Genomic DNA, 17,032 nt, shown 5'->3' on the forward strand with positions numbered 1-17,032 from the left:
TTTATTGTTTTTTGTTTCTGTCGTTATGCCTGTTAAGAAATCTTCTTCTAAAGAAAAACATAAAAACAGCCATCCCTGCAATCACAAAATATAAAGGATAGCTCTCATCACCCTCATTTAGTTTTACGATACCATCATAAGTAAAGAAAACTGCAAAAAGGATGTAAACATATTGTGTATATTTTAAATAACCCATAATATTATAATTCTTCGTTTGATTCAATTTCACCACTTATTCGTTGCGAATTAATCACTTTAAAATCTTTGCTAAAATCTATTCCCTGCCCATGGGAAACTCCTTTTGTATCGGTCAATTTAAATTTTCTTTCCGTGTAAAACCATTCGTTTTTCTGGTCAAAATACAATTGTTCTGTTTCTAAAACCTGTCCAGCTTCTGAAGTGATTTTTACTTTTCCTATCAGATCAATGATTCCTGTATTCTTATACGAAACTGCATAATTTCCTCTTATAAAGGTACGTTTCTGCTTTTTATCGTATAAGGTAACATCAATCCCTTTAGGAAATTCTGTAAAAGGAAAATCAAGATTTGAATAATCTAGCATTTTCGGACTTATCAAAACGCCTGTAATGCGTCCAGAATCTGTATATTTAATATTTACAGTATCGGCATCGCTGGCAGGAACAAATTCTGAGAAGTTAATTTTCTGAACTTCTTTAAAATTACTTTCGCATCCAAAAAATAGTGTCACAGCAAAAACTGTGACAGCTACGAGACTATATCTTTTTGGTAAATTCATTTGCCAAATGTAGTAAATTGTAATGAGCTTCGAAAAGATAATATGTTTTGATTATTGGTATTTGCTCTTCACGAACCATTTGTCGTTGAAAGAGAAACTCACACTGAAATTAACGTAATTCTCTTGCACTAAATCTGCAGAAGTTGTACCGCGTTTACCAAATTCAATTCCTAAGTTTACATTTGAAAATGATCCCGGAATTGGAATTCCTGCTCCCAATGACATTCCGATATCTTTAATTGATTCATTATTTACAATCAAACCAATTTTTTCATATTTCAAACCTGCTCTATAGGTAATTCTGCTCATATAACTTGTAAAAGAAGAGTAATTTGGAAGATAGTATCCTCCAAGAGCATATTTAGAGTAGCTTTCGTATCTTACGTTTTCAGCTGCATTGTAATAATTTGCCAACTGTCCGTCTCCTTGAAAAGTCATATTTGCTCCCACAAGCCATTTTCTAGCCTCACCAACTCCTAATCCAATACTTAATTTATTTGGCAGTTTTAATTTTGTTGACTCTGTTGGAACCACATAAGGATCTGGATCTCCTTGAACCGAAATAACTCTGGTATTATCTGAATTCAGGTTGCTTGAGAAAGTGTAACTTAAACTAGAAAACATACTAACCTTTTTGTATATTTTTTTCTGATACATCGTTCCAAAACTAAATGCTGTACCCGAAAGCTCAGAAGTATTTACCTCTGCTGTTCCGTTTTGTACCCCTGTAATTGCTTCAACGCTTGTTGTGGTAATTTTTCCAAAATTATACTGTGCATCTACCCCAATATTCCAGTCTTTCATTATTTTATATGATAAACCAAAATATACCTTATTTACACCACCTTTTCCGTCAAGCTGTGAACTTGTTGCCCCTTCTGTTGCAGAATTATCGTTACGAATTTTATATCCTACTGAAGTTACTGGTATCAAACCGAATGAAGCACCAAATTTTCCCATTGGAATTCCTAATGCCAAATAATCAAAAGTAGAACGCTGTGCTTTTTCTGATGCAGAAGTTGTTTTTAAATTTGAAGTCGCAAATGTTCCTCCAACTGTAAAAGTTGTTTGAATTAAGCTGGCATAACTTGCTGGATTTTCTAAATTTAAGTGAATCGTATCTTGCTCTACTGCAACTCCTGCCATAGATCTGTTTTCAAGAGTTCCCTTGAATCTCACATCTCCTATTCCGAAAAAAGAATAAGGTGAAGCAGTACCTTGTTGAGCGAATGAAACGAACGATATAAGCAAACAAGCGCTTAGTATTACTTTTTTAATCATTGTCGATTTTATATTGATATGTTTGGCTCAAACTCTCCAGAAGGAAATTTGAATTGGCAAATATGGTATTTTTTAATCGTTTAGCCAAAAAATCTGCATCGCCTCCCGTTAAAATTATGATAAAATTTGAAAACTCTTTGCGATATTCATCGATAAAACCGTCAATCTCATAGACGAAACCATTCACAACGCCAGAATGTATGGCTTGCGCGGTAGAGTTTCCTATATAAGAATCGGGAGCTTCTAAGCTTAATAACGGCAGCCTAGCAGTAAAATTATGCAGTGATTCATATCGCAAACGAAGTCCTGGAGAAATGGCTCCTCCCAAATAATTATCATTTTCGTCGATAAAATCGTAAGTAATGCAAGTTCCTGCGTCTATAACCAAACGGTTTTGTTTTGGAAATTGCAATGTCGCCCCTGCTGCCAAAATCATTCGGTCTATTCCCAAAGTTTTTGGAGTTGCATATTTATTGTGAAACGGAAAAACATCTTCGTGAGTAAAAAAATGAACTTTAAGTCTATTTTCGAAAGTTAAAAAGGATTGTTTTTCGATACTTCCGACTGAAGCAACGACCAAATCGGAGCATTTTGGATATTTTTCTAAAATTTTTTCAATTTTTTTTTCGAGTTCGTTTTTTTCAAAAACAAAATTTTCGAGAGCAGTATTATCCTCAAAGACAGACGCTTTAATTCTGGTGTTTCCGACATCAACCGTTAAAATCATATTTTCTTTTTTGCTTTTGCGAAGATACGAATTGATTTTTTCTAAAAAATGTTTTGCACAAACCAAAAATGATTATATATTTGCACCCGCAACAAGCACGGTACCTTAGCTCAGATGGTAGAGCAATGGACTGAAAATCCATGTGTCCCTGGTTCGATCCCTGGAGGTACCACAAAACCCGAATAGAAATATTCGGGTTTTTTGTTTTTTATACTTTTCTGTTTTATCTAACCGCAAAGAGCGCAAAGAAAAAAAGCGCAAGGTTCGCAAAGTTTAAAAATAACTTTGTGAACCTTTGCGTAAATCTTTGCGCTCTTTGCGGTTAAATCCTTTTTCACTTCGAAATCAATTGTCAACAAATAAATAGTTTTTGTTAAAAAAGTATTGACCGAATAAAAAATAATCTTATATATTCGTAAAACTGTATTTTTATATTTCATTCATTAATAAGATCTCAAAGCAGTTTTTATGAGTAAAACTTCTACTAAGGGCATTTGGAAAGTAATTTCGGCCTCTTCTATGGGCACCATGATTGAATGGTACGATTTTTACATTTTTGGCAGTTTGGCTGTCGTTATTTCAACAAAATTTTTCCCTAGCGATAATCCAACCGCAGCGTTTCTATCTACTTTAGCCACGTTTGCTGCCGGATTTGTAGTTCGTCCATTTGGAGCTTTATTCTTTGGAAGGCTTGGAGATATTATTGGACGAAAATATACTTTTATGGCTACCTTATTATTAATGGGCGGTTCAACCTTTTTAATAGGATGTATTCCAAGTTATGAAACAATTGGTTTTCTAGCTCCAATATTAGTTTTGATTTTACGCCTGCTTCAAGGCCTTGCTCTTGGGGGAGAATATGGCGGCGCTGCTACTTATGTGGCCGAACATGCACCAGCAGGAGAAAAAGGATATTGGACTTCTTGGATTCAGACTACTGCGACTGTTGGTTTATTTATTTCGCTAATGGTTATTCTGGCCACGAAAAGTGTGCTTTCTGCAGAAGCTTTTGATTTATGGGGATGGCGCGTTCCTTTCTGGGTTTCGATTGCTATGGTTGGAGTTTCTTATTTAATCAGAAAAAACATGGATGAATCTCCTGTTTTCGCGAAAGCTAAAAAAGAAGGAACAACAAGTGCAAATCCGTTGAAGGAAAGTTTTGGAAACCGCTACAATTTAAAATTTGTTCTTTTAGCATTATTTGGAGCCACAATGGGACAAGGCGTTGTTTGGTACACTGGACAATTCTATGCAATGAGTTTCATGAAAACGGTGATGAATATTGATTCTTCGCAAGTTGATGAATTATTAGGAATTGCGCTTTTAATTGGAACTCCATTTTTTATTGTTTTTGGATGGTTAAGCGATAAAGTCGGACGCAAATACATTATGATGCTGGGAATGCTACTGGCTATTTTTTCTTATAGACCAATTTATAAGATGATGTATGACACAACGGATGTAAGCAAGAAAACGGAGATTCTTGAAACTCCAAGAATTACAACTGAAAACAAGACTAACGGAAGCTCTATTACAATTACGGAAAAAAAATACACAGACGGAACATCCGTTGTGGAGAAAAAAACGTATCTGGACAAAAAAGACACTCAAACTAACGTATCAATAGTAATCAATTCAAGCGATAAATGGACATTGACTTTCCTAGTTTTTATTCAAGTATTATTTGTAACCATGGTTTACGGTCCGATTGCGGCATTTTTAGTCGAAATGTTTCCAACTAAAATCAGATATACTTCTATGTCACTTCCTTATCATGTTGGAAATGGAATTTTTGGCGGATTGCTTCCTGCCATATCAACTTACTTTGTATCACACGCCAAAACAGCAGGCAAAGCCGATTTTTATTTGGACGGATTATGGTATCCTATAATTATTGCTGGAATCTGCTTTGTTATTGGAATGATTTATATTGAAAACAAAAACAAAATTACTCACCTTTAAAATTTAAAAAAAAATGAATGCGATTAAACAAGTTTTAGGGGCGTTATGGATTGCTTTGGCTGCGGCGGCTGCCTATTTTTGCGTGTTTGAATTTGGTTTGCCTAAACTTCTTTCAGACCAACAAGACGATTTGGTATTTGGTGCAATTATTCTATTTATACTGACGCCGCTTATTGTTATGGGCTTAGGAACATTTGGATATTATTCTTTAATTGGGGAGTATAATGATCCTAAAAAGAAAAAATAAGTAAAAACAATTACGGTTAAATCATAGAACTCCATCGACTTATTTAATCACCTCAAAAAACATATTTATATTACAAAAAACTACTTTAAGCAAAAAAGGCTGTCCATTTCTAGACAGCCCTTTTCATTACTAACCAAACCTAATTTTTAATTAACTTCACAACGCGAACTTTATTATTCTCATCAAACGTCTTTACGAGATACAACCCAGAAGCTAAACTACTTACTGAGAATTGATATTCTGTATTTCCGTTTGTATTAAATGTTTTTACTAATTGCCCCGTAATAGAATAGATATCTACTTTTAAAGTTTTAAACCCTAAAGTAAAATAATCGGCAACAGGATTTGGATATAAAGCAACTTGATTTCCTTTTTCAAAATCTTCTATTGCCAAATTTGCTTGTTTATTGCCATAAATTCGATATTCTCCTGGAGCAAGATTTATTGGAGTATTTACATCGGCAACATTAATCGTTGAATTATCCATTAAGTTGTACCACGCTCCAGTATATTGAAATCCTGGAATCATATTTTGTGCTGTTGTATCAAAATTGGCCAAAATCACAACATCTTTAAGCTGAGCCGAAGTCAAATTGCTATTTGTAATTTTGATATTTACTAGTAAAGTAGTCGCATTGGCCATTGTTGCTGTTCCTAAAAATACTGGTTCTGTTTTTTTAAGGGTAATCATCTTAGCCCAATCGTTGTAAATCTTGTTTCGATTAGCATCGCCCAACCAATTTTCTGTCCATTGTGGCTGTGGTTTTGTATCCAATTTACAATCTCCCGGAGTCGCAGACGATTCATCATTTACAGTTCCGTTATTACAGCTAAAAATAGAATCGTCCATTCCCAGTTCTCCAAAATGCCAGATCATTTTTGGACCAGGAATCAGCAAAGAAACTGCTCCAATAGCAGACATTCTAGATAATGCCGTATTTAATGTTTTTACATTATAACTTCCGTTTGAAGCGCCATACTGCACATTTTTATACATCAAACGTTCTTCATCATGACTTTCTGCATAACCCATCAAACGGTTTGCTGCGAAGCCGCGGTTTGCACTATTCATTCTAAAAATATTACTTTCAGAAACATATCCCATAGACAATTGATTATACTCTTTTGTCATTTTTCCCCACATCATTACACCCTTGCTTGGTGTTTCTGTTACTCTGTAATTTGCCCATTGCTGTTCTTCAGCATCAGACCCTAAGTGCTCAAAAATAGTATAATGCGTTGGATCTATTGCCCAAGAAAAATCAGCGTATTTTTTCAGAATATCAACACGATCTTGTTGGTACGAATCGGTACAAGCATTATCGCTTGACGTACATGATTGCGTAAATCCTTTGGTCAAATCCCAACGGAAACCATCAATTTTATATTCTTCAATCCATTGTTTGATAACACGATTTACATAATACTGTGTTTTTAAAGATTGATGATTAAAATCTTCACCAACGTTATAACTATGTTTTGCTACTGTATTGAAATATGGATTTTCTGCAGTTGGCGAACCAAAACCATCTCCATCAGGATCATTCATCCACATTCTTACCATCGGATTTCTTCCGAAAGCATGATTTAAAGCTACGTCGAGGATTACCGCAATTCCATTCTGGTGGCATAAATCAATAAACTCTTTTAACTTATCTGACGTTCCGTAAAACTTATCTAAAGCCATATGAAACGAAGTATTATAACCCCAACTTTCATTTCCTTCAAACTCCATTACCGGCATTAACTCGATAGCATTAATTTTTAGATTTTTAAAATAATCTATTCTATCAATTAAACTTTGATAGCTTCTTGATGCATCGAAATCGCGAACTAAAACTTCATAAACAACTAATTTCTCTTTTGCTGGTTTTTCAAAATTTGTTACCTGCCAATTGTAAGGAGTCTGTCCTGTTTTTAAGACTGTAACCTCAAAATTTTGTCCTGTCGGATAAACTGGCATATTTGGATATTTTGAAGCAGGAATTGAAGGATCATCGTAAGGAGATAACACTAAAGTAGAATACGGATCTGCTGTTTTTACCATTGCTGGCGAATTCGCAAGTGGCGTTGTATCGACAACCCAATATTGATACATATTGTTTTGCCCCGAAACCAAGCCAGTTATTTCCAACCAAAATTTTCCCGAAGATGGATCTTTTTTCATGGCATAAGCTGATGTAGGCTGCCAATTGTTAAAACTTCCAGCCACATATACAAAATCTTTTAAAGGCGCATCTAAGACCAAAGTCGCTTTAGTAGCGTCTGAAGCATTGTAATTAATCCCGTCAACCAAACCTGCGGGCATCGCCTCAGAAACAGTATTTGGATTTACAACTACCGCAAATTTCTTAGAAACTGTAGTCGCTCCTTGAGTTGCAATTAATTCGTAACTCTGATTTCCTGTAATATTGGTATGTGTATAGGAATAACTTGAAGTGCTGGCGTTTGTATTAATTATTGTTCCATTAGCTTTTAAAGTATAACTACCTGCTCCTCCTGTGTTTGTTGCACTAATAGTAAAATTTGAGCCAGAATTGATGATCGAAGTGCTATTTTCAACCGGAGAAGTCAAAGTAACTTGGAAAGATCCGACTTCAACCAAAATATCTTGCGATTTTTTATCTCCTGTTCCGTCTTTAGCCTTAACCAAAAAACCAATTCGTCCTATTCCGTTTCTTGCAAAATATGTAGCAGGTGTAATTGTTTTAGTATAAGTATCAGTTCCTGCGTTATAGGTAAATTTACTTGCTTCGTTGGATGAAGTCCAAGTCCCGTTGGACGGACTATCCGATTGATTAGTATCATTTACATCATACGACCATGACCAAAGATATAAAGCATTGCCTGTAACGCTCCAAGTACCTTCGTTTATGCTTGCACCCGCGATTGAAATAGTAATCGAAGTTGTTTCTTCAAAAGTGGAGGGATTTATTGAATAAGTAACTGTTTGAGGCTGGGCAAAAACGGTTACTGCCATCAATAAAAATATTGATAGTAAAATTTTTCTCATAATCTCGTGGTTTTGTGTGGTTAGTTAGATTAAAAAAGGGCTATCTGGAGATAGCCCTTTTTATAATTACATTTAAACTTTAGTCTAATGTTATTTTTTTCGCACCATTGTCAATAGTTAAAACTCTTGGTCCAGTTGGTCCAGTATATTTGAAGTTACTATCGCCATCACCAGCATTTACCAATTCGTCATCTATTGTATAACCTAAGTTTGAATAATAAGTATAATTATGGCTTTGATCCCAGTTACCATCGCTTGTAAAGTTATTACCTAAGAATTCTCTAAAAGCTTCTCCACTTTTAAGAACAATAGTTACTTTATAAACATTTGTTGTGCCAACTACTAATGGGAATTCAGTTTCAGCATCACCAGCCCATGTCCAACCTCCTGGAGTAGCCGCGCCAACTAACCAGTGAGAACTTGCTAATGGCACGTGATATGGCGTAGCTGTAATTGTATAAAAGTTAGAATATTGAGGAAGTCCTGAAGCACCAACAACAGCTTTGATACGAATATCAACTTTATTTGCCTCTTTCTCAACAAAACCACCATTTACTAACGCTGAATTTAATTCAGACACCGTTAAGGCTACAAATTTTTCTGTTGTATTTGTTACAGTGATAGGGGCTGCAAATTTTGTTCCTGCTTTAGCTATCTCAACAGTATAATTTACTACAGTTTGCATTCCAGTATATGCAGCATTATCCCACACAACAGTTGTTGCAACCTCATTTTCAGTCTCTTTTGAAAGAACGATCGTAAAATCAGATTTAGGGTTCAACAGAACAGGAGCTGTTGCTGCTTCGATTACTGGTCTGTCTTCTACATCATCAGCATTACATGAAACTGCTAAAACACCGATGAAAGCAATTAAAATTTTATATATATTTTTCATTTTTAATATTTTTTATAAGGTTAGTTAGTATCCTGGATTTTGTTTTAAAGTTGGGTTTGCCTGTATAATTCTAGAAGGAATTGGCATTAAATCTCTATAAGATTCAGTTGCAATTCCGTTTATAGAACCACCTTTCCATTGCCAAATTTTTGATCCTCCCGTGAATTTACCAAAACGAATTAAATCCGTTCTTCTATGACATTCCCAGAACAATTCTCTTCCTCTTTCATCCAAAATAAAATCAAGATTTAATTGAGATGCAGTAATATTTGCAGCATTTGCTCTTGTACGAAGCTGATTAATATAACCAACTGCTGTTCCTATATTAGCAGATGAGGCTCCTCTTACAGCTGCCTCAGCATACATCAAGTAAACATCAGACAATCTGAACATTGGAAAATCTGTATCAGGAATATCGTTTCTTTGTGCAGCAGATCCGTCAGACTTTTTATTAATATATTTCGTTACCGCATAACCATCAGTAAATGTTCCAACATTATTAATATCTTTTGATTGCCCATTTGTATAAAAAGTTCCTCTTTTATCTCCAGTTGCAGTTTCATCAGGGAAAATATTTACAAACTCTCTACGAGTTCTGATTCCCTGCCATCCACCATCCATACCTCTCGAGGCAGCATCCATACTACCTCCAATAGATGCATGAAGAATAAAACTCATTCCTCCTCCTGTTGCTCTAATGGCATTACCATCACTTATAACTGGAAAAATAAATTCATTTTGAGCTCCATTTACGTCATTATCAGCAGAGAATAAGTAGCTATAAGGGACATTTGCAAATGTATATCCTGAATTATTAATAATATCAGCACATAAAGTTCCAGCATCATTGAATCTGTCTGTACCAGTATAAACTTTAGAGTTTAGATAGATTTGAGCTAATAAAAATTTAGCTGCAGTTTTATCAACTCTTCCATATTCATTTGTTCTTGAAGCTACTAAACTATTGTCTAGATCTTTTAATTCAGCTTCAACAAAAGCGAAAACTTCAGCTCTTGTTTTTTGTACTGGATAGAAGAATCCTACAGGATCTGCTTCTGTTGTAATTGGCACATTTCCGAACAAATCCATTAAATTAACATAAGAAAAAGCTCTTAAAAAACGAGCTTCAGCTCTAAATTTAGCGATATCGGCTTTTAAGCTTGCATCAACTCCTCTTGCATTTAGCTTTTCTTCTGTTGTTTGTCTTAAAAACTCATTGGCAACACTAATTTCATAGAATGCTCTCGAATATGTTCCTGCCAAAAATTCATTTGCAGGAGACCATGTTTGAGAATTTAATGTAGGCAATGTTCCGTCTGCCCATGCAATAATAGCCTCGTCTGTGGTGAACTCTTGTGTCACAAAAAGCAAACGCAAATAACTGCTAAAATCTCCTCCAATTCCAGAGATATCTGGCTGGCCATCACCATCATTTCCTCCTACATAAAGACCTGCATATAATTTCGCTAAAACTTGTTTATATGATGCTGGATCCTGAAAGAATTGCTCTGACAAAAACTCATCATCATCAGTCGGAGTAACATTCAAATCGTCCGTACATGACGTAAGCGTCATATTCAATCCTAAAACAAGTAGGAAAAAATAAGATATATATTTAAATGATATTTTCATTTTATATTTTTTTAAATTTATTTTTCAATAATCTACTAGAAACTTGCATTCACACCAAACAAGAAAGTTCTAGCTCTTGGATATACATTATTATCAATTCCATTGAATCTCTCTGGATCTAAACCATTGTATTTTGTTAACACAAATACATTTTGAACTCCCGCTGTAAATCTTAAAGAAGCAGCTTTTAATAAATTTTTATCGAAAGTGTAACCTAAAGTAATATTATCTAATTTGATAAAAGAAGCATCCTTAATATAATAATTAGACAAATAACGTTGTGTACCATTATCTTCATATCTAAAACCAGTATTCAAATAATCTGCGCTAACATTTGATAAATCTGTATCTCTTCTTAAAGCAGCATCAGAATATCCTAAGTTTGAGCTTACGTTATCGAAAATATAATTTCCTAAACTTGCTCTCCAGTTCATTGTAAAATCAAACTTTTTATAATTTAAAGTAGAGAATAAACCAAATGTGTAATCTGCTGTAGGCTTATGGAATCTGTAACGATCTGAAGCATCAATTTTTCCGTCACCATTTCTATCTACATAAGCACCTGCTATAGGCTTTTTATTTGCATCATATAGTTGCTCATAAACCAGGAATGATCTTGGAGCATAACCTACAGAGTTAACTTGTATCTGATTTCCTGACCCCCCTGCAATATTATCACCAGTTAAATATCCTTGAAAACCAGGAACTGTAGTACCTAAATTGTCAATTTTCTGATCTATATAAGTAGTATTAAAAGCAACATTCCAAGTTAAATTATCATTTTTAATAACATCTGATTGAATGCTAAACTCAACCCCTTTTGTTCTAACACTACCAATATTATAAGTACCTTGATTTCTAATATTTGCTCCATCAGGCACGACAACATCAGCTAACAAATCGCTTGATTTTTTATCAAAATAGTTTACAGATCCTGTAATTTTATCATTTAAAAATCCGAAATCAATACCAATGTTCATCTCTGCTAATTCCTCCCATTTAATATTTTCATTATAACCTTCTGGTCTTGCAGTTGAATAGACTTTACCACCGAAAATATACTGAGTATTAATTGTTCCAAGAGTCACTCTTCTTAAGTAATCATATGCTGCAGAAATATCTTGCTGACCAGTTGTTCCATAACCAAATCTTAGCTTAAGACTTGACAAGGTTTCATTATCTTTCAAAAAAGCTTCTTCAGCCACATTCCAAGCTAAAGCAACTCCACCAAAATTACCCCATCTGTATTTTTCAGAAAAACGAGAACTTCCATCTCTTCTATAATTTACAGTTGCTAAATATCTACTATCATATCCTAAGTTAACACGGCCGAAATACGATTGTAAATTAATATCTGGACTTGTAATGACATCTGTGTTAGGATTTGGCTGTCTTAATTCTCCTGATTGATATCTTTCTCTCTGGAATAATTGGTAATTGTAACCAGCTGTTGCATCAACTTTAAACTTGCCTAAATCCTTAACATAATTAAAGTAAGCATTTAAGTTCTTATTTTGAAGCATATCTGTGTACTTAGAATAGTTTCCATAATTTACATAATCAGGACCGTTAAATGGTTTTGGCTGATATCCTAAGATACTTTCTGTACTTACCGTAGTATTTCCATTACTGTCAAATCTATCAATACCAGCTTCAACAACGGCTCTTAAATCTTCAAAGAAGTGAAATTTGTAATCCAATCTAACATTCCCCCATTTTCTAGTCGAAGTAGCTCTTCTATTATCTTGATTTAATCTTGCAACCGGGTTTCTTGCCGGTAATAATGGCACATTCCCATTAGCTTCTAACCATTCAAAATATCCTCCATAACGAGATCCTTCTTCATAAACTGATTGTGTTGGATCAAACCCGATAGCACTTCCAATAACAGCATTTTCATCTTGAAATTGATTTTTTCCAAAAGCTAAGTTTCCGTTAATATCAATTTTCAAATGATTATCAAATAAAACAGGATTTAACGATATCGATGTCGTAGTTCTTTCAAAAGAAGTATTTCTAAGAATTCCAGGATTATCAACATTTCCAACAGATAAACGTACAGGCAATTTATCAAACAAAGCCCCACTAACAGAGATATTATTGTTAGTTGTTAAAGCTGTATGGAATATTTCATCCTGCCAATTTGTATTTGCTGTTCCTAACAATGCTTTTTGAGCAGGAGAACCTTTTTCGTTAACTAACGCACGAAATTGATCTGCATTTAAAACATCTACTTGATTTGCAACAGTATTTATACCAACTTGAGAACTAAAATTAACTTTCACTCCTCCTTTTGATCCTTTTTTTGTAGTAATAACGATTACACCGCTAGCTGCTCGAGATCCGTAGATTGCAGCCGCTGAAGCATCTTTCAATACCGTAAATGACTCAATATCATTTGGATCAATTGTAGATAAAATACTAGTAGCTCCATTAGGAACGTCATTAGTTAAAGGAAGCCCATCTAATACAATTAAAGGCTCATTCGATGCACTTAATGAAGACCCACCACGAATTCTAATATCTGCTTTTGCTCCTGGAGCTCCTCCACCAACAACATTCACACCAGCAATACGTCCACTGATTAATGTTTCTGGAGTTACGTTAATTCCTTTATTAAAATCTTTTGCTGAAATTTGAGAAACAGATCCTGTTGCATCTTTTTTCTTAACAGTTCCATATCCTACTTGCACTACAACCTCTTTAAGCTGATTGGTATCTTCTTCTAAAGAAACGTTAAGTGTTTTTTGACCTGTGTACTCAATTGTTTCTGTTTTATAACCGATAAAAGAAACAACGATTTTATTACCATTTTTAACATTTGACAGTTGGTAATTTCCATCAAATCCTGTTGATGCGCCGCTTGGAGCACCTTGTACATTTACATTTACCCCCGGTATTGGCTGACCTGTTGCTTTGTCAACAACAGTCCCTTTTAAAGTGTTCTGAGCCAACACTGTAAAAGGCAACAATAGGAATAAAAATAACAACTTTTTGTAAATTGTTTTCATACTTTTTGTTTAAATTAGTTTTGAGTTTTTGAATGTTAGTTAAGTTTTTAATTTTACTTCGAATTTCAAAATTATGAATTTATTAACATGCTCAACCAGAGACATTTTTTATTGCTTTACGAAAACGTGGTAGTGTTGAAAACTTTCTATATTTTGTAATCTTTTAGCGTTAAAATTGTCAATTATAAAAATTTCAGATACCTTTATTATTAAATAGATTTTTTTCAATTAACTACATGAAACGAAAAATAACCCTAAAACAGATTGCAAAAGAACTGGATGTTTCTATTTCAACTGTCTCAAAATCACTTAGAAACAGCCTTGAAATTGGAGAAGAAACAAGGCTAAAAGTGCAGGCTTTTGCTAAGTTTTATAACTACAAACCCAACAATATTGCCCTTAGTTTAAAAAACCGAAAAACGAAAAGTATTGGGATCATTATTCCTGAAATCGTACACTACTTTTTCTCTACTGTAATCAACGGAATTGAACAGGTTGCGAACGAATATGGCTACAGTGTTGTCATATGCGTATCTGATGATTCTTTTGATAAAGAGGTTCTAAATATGGAGATGTTAGCCAATGGAAGTATCGACGGTTTTATCATGTCTCTTTCTAAAGAAACCCAATATAAAGGCGACTTTCACCACATCACAGAAGTGATCAATCAAGGAATGCCGGTTGTCATGTTTGACCGCGTTACCAATGATATTTTATGCGATAAAGTAATTATTGATGATAAATCTGCAGCTTATGAAGCCGTTCAGAGCTTAATTGACAGCGGACGAAAAAAAATTGCACTCGTAACAACTGTTGATTATGTAAGTGTTGGAAAACTGAGAACAGACGGTTACGAAAAAGCTTTATTAGATAACGGACTGCCTTTTAATGAAGATTTAATCATAAAAATTGAAGATGTCGATACTTGCGAAATAACCATTTCTGAGCTGCTGCACGCCAGAGCTTTTGATGCTGTTTTCGCGGTAAATGAACTTTTCGCAGTAACTATTATCAAAACTGCAAATAAAATGGGGTTGAAAGTTCCCGAGGATTTAGCCGTAATTGCTTTTACAGACGGAATTATTTCAAAATATTCTACTCCAACCATAACTACTGTTAGCCAGAGCGGAGAAAAAATGGGGAATAAAGCAGCCAAAATGCTTATAGAAAGAATAGAAGCCGAAGAAAATGAGGATGAAGAGCACACTGAAAATTACATTACAGAAGTTATAGAAACTCATCTCATAAAAAGAGAATCCACTGACTAAATTTCTTAAAATCAATACTTTCTAAAGCCATAAAGAATATTTATGGCTTTTTTATTAGCATATATAAAAAAATAATTTATAATTTTACGCCCGTCAAGGCTTTTAGTTTTACTTCGAAAGAAACAAAGTTTTGATAAGCAAAGCGCTTATCGTATAATTTTCACAAATTACGATAATGGAAAAGCGTAAATTAAGTTTCTGGGAAATCTGGAACATGAGTTTCGGGTTCTTGGGAATCCAAATGGGGTTTGCACTTCAGAATGCAAATGCCAGCAGAATTCTTCAAATTTTTGGTGCCGACGTACATGAACTTTCGTGGTTCTGGATTATTGCTCCCCTTATGGGATTAATAGTGCAACCCATTATTGGTCATTACAGCGATAAAACCTGGGGAAGATTCGGCAGACGAAAACCTTTCTTTTTAGTGGGGGCCATTTTAGCTTCGGTAGGATTAATTCTAATGCCGCAAGCTAACATTTTCATTTCTGTTTTACCGGCCTTATGGGTTGGAGCTGGAATGCTAATGATTATGGATGCCTCTTTCAACATTGCGATGGAGCCTTTCAGAGCACTTGTTGGAGACAATTTAAGAACAGATCAGCGTACTGCAGGATTTAGCATCCAAACTTCTTTAATTGGTTTTGGAGCCGTAATTGGTTCTGCATTGCCATACATTCTTACGAAATATTTTGGCGTACCTAATAGCACAGTTCCTGGAAGCGTTCCATTAAACTTAACCTTGTCATTTATAATTGGCGCGGCAGTTTTAATTGGTTCAATCTTAGTTACGCTATTTACAACCAAAGAATATTCGCCAGAAGAATTGGCAAAATTTGAAGATCCTCAAAATGATGCGATTTCCGATTCTGAAGAAAAGTCAAAAATTACAGACATCTTTACCGATTTTGCAAAGATGCCTGTTACAATGCGCCAATTAAGCTGGGTGCAGTTTTTCTCTTGGTTCGGATTATTTGGTATGTGGGTTTTTACCACGCCAGCAATAGCACACCACATTTACGGGTTGCCATTAGAAGATACTTCAAGCCAGCAATATCAAGATGCTGGTGACTGGGTCGGAATTCTGTTTGGCGTTTACAACTTAGTTTCTGCCATTGTCGCTTTGTTTTTCTTGCCTTATATCGCTAAAAAAATTGGAAGAAAAGCAACACATTCTCTTTCATTGGTTATTGGAGGAATCGGTTTAATCTCTATTTATTTCATGCCAAATGAAGACTGGGTTGTACTGCCAATGATCTTAATCGGAATTGCTTGGGCGAGTATCCTAGCAATGCCTTACGCGATTCTTGCGGGTTCTATAACACCTAAAAAAATGGGAGTTTATATGGGAATCTTCAACTTCTTTGTTGTTATTCCTCAAATTGTAAACGCTCTAATTGGTGGTCCAATCGTAAAATACCTTTACAATGGAGACGCTATTTATGCCTTAGTTACAAGCGGAGTTAGCTTTCTAATTGCTGCTGCGTTAGTTTCTAAAGTAAAAGACGTAGACGACTTTACTCAAAAATCATAATTAAGAATTTTCCATACAATGAGCAAAAAAGCATTCATATTCGATCTTGACGGAGTGATCGTTGATACCGCTAAATACCACTTTTTGGCTTGGCAAAAAATTGCCAAATCGTTAAATATCAATTTTACGCACGAAGATAACGAACTTCTAAAAGGTGTTAGCCGCGTTCGTTCGCTAGACATTATACTTGGGTTAGGAAATGTTCAAGCTACTCAAGAACAAAAAGATCAATGGTTAATTCAAAAAAATGAAGATTACCTATCTTATTTAGTTGACATGGATGAAAGTGAGGTTCTTCCAGGAGTTTTAAAAATTCTAAAACTATTAAAAGATAAAAATCAAGGAATTGCACTGGGTTCTGCCAGTAAAAATGCAAGACCAATCTTAGAAAAAACAGGCGTTCTGTCTTACTTCGATGTTATTGTTGATGGAAATGATGTGAGCAATGCAAAGCCAGATCCTGAAGTTTTCTTAAAAGCGGCTCAATTATTAAACATTGATCCAAAAAATTCAATCGTATTTGAAGATTCTGTTGCTGGAATTCAGGCAGCAAACATAGGAGAAATGGTAAGTGTGGGAATTGGTGAGGAAACAATTTTACATGAAGCTGACTATATTTTTAAAGATTTTACCCAAATCACAGCAGACTTTATAGAAAAATTAATCAATTAGAAAATGTGCCAATTAGATAATTTCTGAATCGTACA

General features: G+C 34.6%; 13 protein-coding genes and 1 tRNA gene. 6 read left to right on the forward strand and 8 right to left on the reverse strand.

Going from position 1 to position 17,032, the window contains the following annotated elements:
- Window position 1: 1 nt before the first annotated feature.
- From BB050_RS05915 to BB050_RS05930, 4 genes are read right to left on the reverse strand one after another with little or no spacing between them, the layout of a single operon-like run.
- Window positions 2–196 carry a hypothetical protein gene (locus tag BB050_RS05915; RefSeq protein ID WP_008466468.1) on the reverse strand — a complete coding sequence of 65 codons (195 nt, stop codon included), beginning with the start codon at window positions 194–196 and terminating at the stop codon, window positions 2–4.
- Between the two features lie 4 nt (window positions 197–200).
- Window positions 201–758 (reverse strand): LPS export ABC transporter periplasmic protein LptC, encoded by a 558-nt coding sequence (lptC, locus tag BB050_RS05920; RefSeq protein ID WP_008466465.1) that lies wholly within the window; start codon window positions 756–758, stop codon window positions 201–203.
- A gap of 51 nt (window positions 759–809) precedes the next feature.
- A complete protein-coding gene (locus tag BB050_RS05925; RefSeq protein WP_008466463.1) occupies window positions 810–2,039 on the reverse strand; it encodes a membrane protein in 1,230 nt (409 codons plus the stop codon).
- The gene (locus BB050_RS05930) at window positions 2,032–2,766 is read right to left on the reverse strand and encodes a type III pantothenate kinase (RefSeq protein WP_066035106.1); all 735 of its coding nucleotides are present in this window, start codon (window positions 2,764–2,766) and stop codon (window positions 2,032–2,034) included. Before BB050_RS05930 ends, BB050_RS05925 begins: the two co-directional genes overlap by 8 nt.
- Before the next feature lie 99 nt (window positions 2,767–2,865).
- On the opposite strand from BB050_RS05930, the gene BB050_RS05935 reads away from it, so the two are divergent.
- The 3 genes from BB050_RS05935 (at window position 2,866) to BB050_RS05950 (ending at window position 4,975) form a co-directional block, all read left to right on the forward strand.
- Window positions 2,866–2,938, forward strand: a tRNA-Phe gene (locus tag BB050_RS05935).
- A 296-nt stretch (window positions 2,939–3,234) separates the two neighbouring features.
- Window positions 3,235–4,728 carry an MFS transporter gene (locus BB050_RS05945; RefSeq protein WP_066032942.1) on the forward strand — a complete coding sequence of 498 codons (1,494 nt, stop codon included), beginning with the start codon at window positions 3,235–3,237 and terminating at the stop codon, window positions 4,726–4,728.
- A gap of 13 nt (window positions 4,729–4,741) precedes the next feature.
- The gene (locus BB050_RS05950) at window positions 4,742–4,975 is read left to right on the forward strand and encodes a DUF6814 family protein (protein WP_008466457.1); all 234 of its coding nucleotides are present in this window, start codon (window positions 4,742–4,744) and stop codon (window positions 4,973–4,975) included.
- 139 nt (window positions 4,976–5,114) lie between these two features.
- Here the strand turns inward: BB050_RS05950 and BB050_RS05955 are convergent, their stop codons facing one another.
- The 4 genes from BB050_RS05955 to BB050_RS05970 all read right to left on the reverse strand — a co-directional run bounded on the left by BB050_RS05955 (window position 5,115) and on the right by BB050_RS05970 (window position 13,526).
- The gene (locus tag BB050_RS05955; protein WP_066032943.1) at window positions 5,115–7,988 is read right to left on the reverse strand and encodes an alpha-amylase family glycosyl hydrolase; all 2,874 of its coding nucleotides are present in this window, start codon (window positions 7,986–7,988) and stop codon (window positions 5,115–5,117) included.
- A gap of 79 nt (window positions 7,989–8,067) precedes the next feature.
- Window positions 8,068–8,883: a SusE domain-containing protein gene (locus BB050_RS05960; RefSeq protein WP_066032944.1), complete on the reverse strand. Its 816-nt coding sequence runs from the start codon at window positions 8,881–8,883 to the stop codon at window positions 8,068–8,070.
- Window positions 8,884–8,907: 24 nt separating this feature from the next.
- Complete coding sequence (locus BB050_RS05965) at window positions 8,908–10,515, reverse strand: RagB/SusD family nutrient uptake outer membrane protein (protein WP_066032945.1); 1,608 nt, start codon at window positions 10,513–10,515, stop codon at window positions 8,908–8,910.
- Between the two features lie 35 nt (window positions 10,516–10,550).
- On the reverse strand, window positions 10,551–13,526 hold the full coding sequence (locus tag BB050_RS05970) for a SusC/RagA family TonB-linked outer membrane protein (RefSeq protein WP_066032946.1): 2,976 nt from the start codon (window positions 13,524–13,526) through the stop codon (window positions 10,551–10,553).
- Between the two features lie 236 nt (window positions 13,527–13,762).
- On the opposite strand from BB050_RS05970, the gene BB050_RS05975 reads away from it, so the two are divergent.
- The 3 genes from BB050_RS05975 (at window position 13,763) to pgmB (ending at window position 16,997) form a co-directional block, all read left to right on the forward strand.
- Window positions 13,763–14,794, forward strand: coding sequence for a LacI family DNA-binding transcriptional regulator (locus BB050_RS05975; protein ID WP_008466448.1), 1,032 nt, complete (start codon window positions 13,763–13,765; stop codon window positions 14,792–14,794).
- 175 nt (window positions 14,795–14,969) lie between these two features.
- Window positions 14,970–16,325, forward strand: coding sequence for an MFS transporter (locus BB050_RS05980; protein WP_066032947.1), 1,356 nt, complete (start codon window positions 14,970–14,972; stop codon window positions 16,323–16,325).
- A gap of 18 nt (window positions 16,326–16,343) precedes the next feature.
- Window positions 16,344–16,997, forward strand: coding sequence for a beta-phosphoglucomutase (pgmB, locus tag BB050_RS05985; protein WP_066032948.1), 654 nt, complete (start codon window positions 16,344–16,346; stop codon window positions 16,995–16,997).
- Window positions 16,998–17,032: the final 35 nt, after the last annotated feature.

The sequence above is a fragment of the Flavobacterium anhuiense genome (assembly GCF_001705175.1).
GTDB lineage: Bacteria > Bacteroidota > Bacteroidia > Flavobacteriales > Flavobacteriaceae > Flavobacterium > Flavobacterium anhuiense.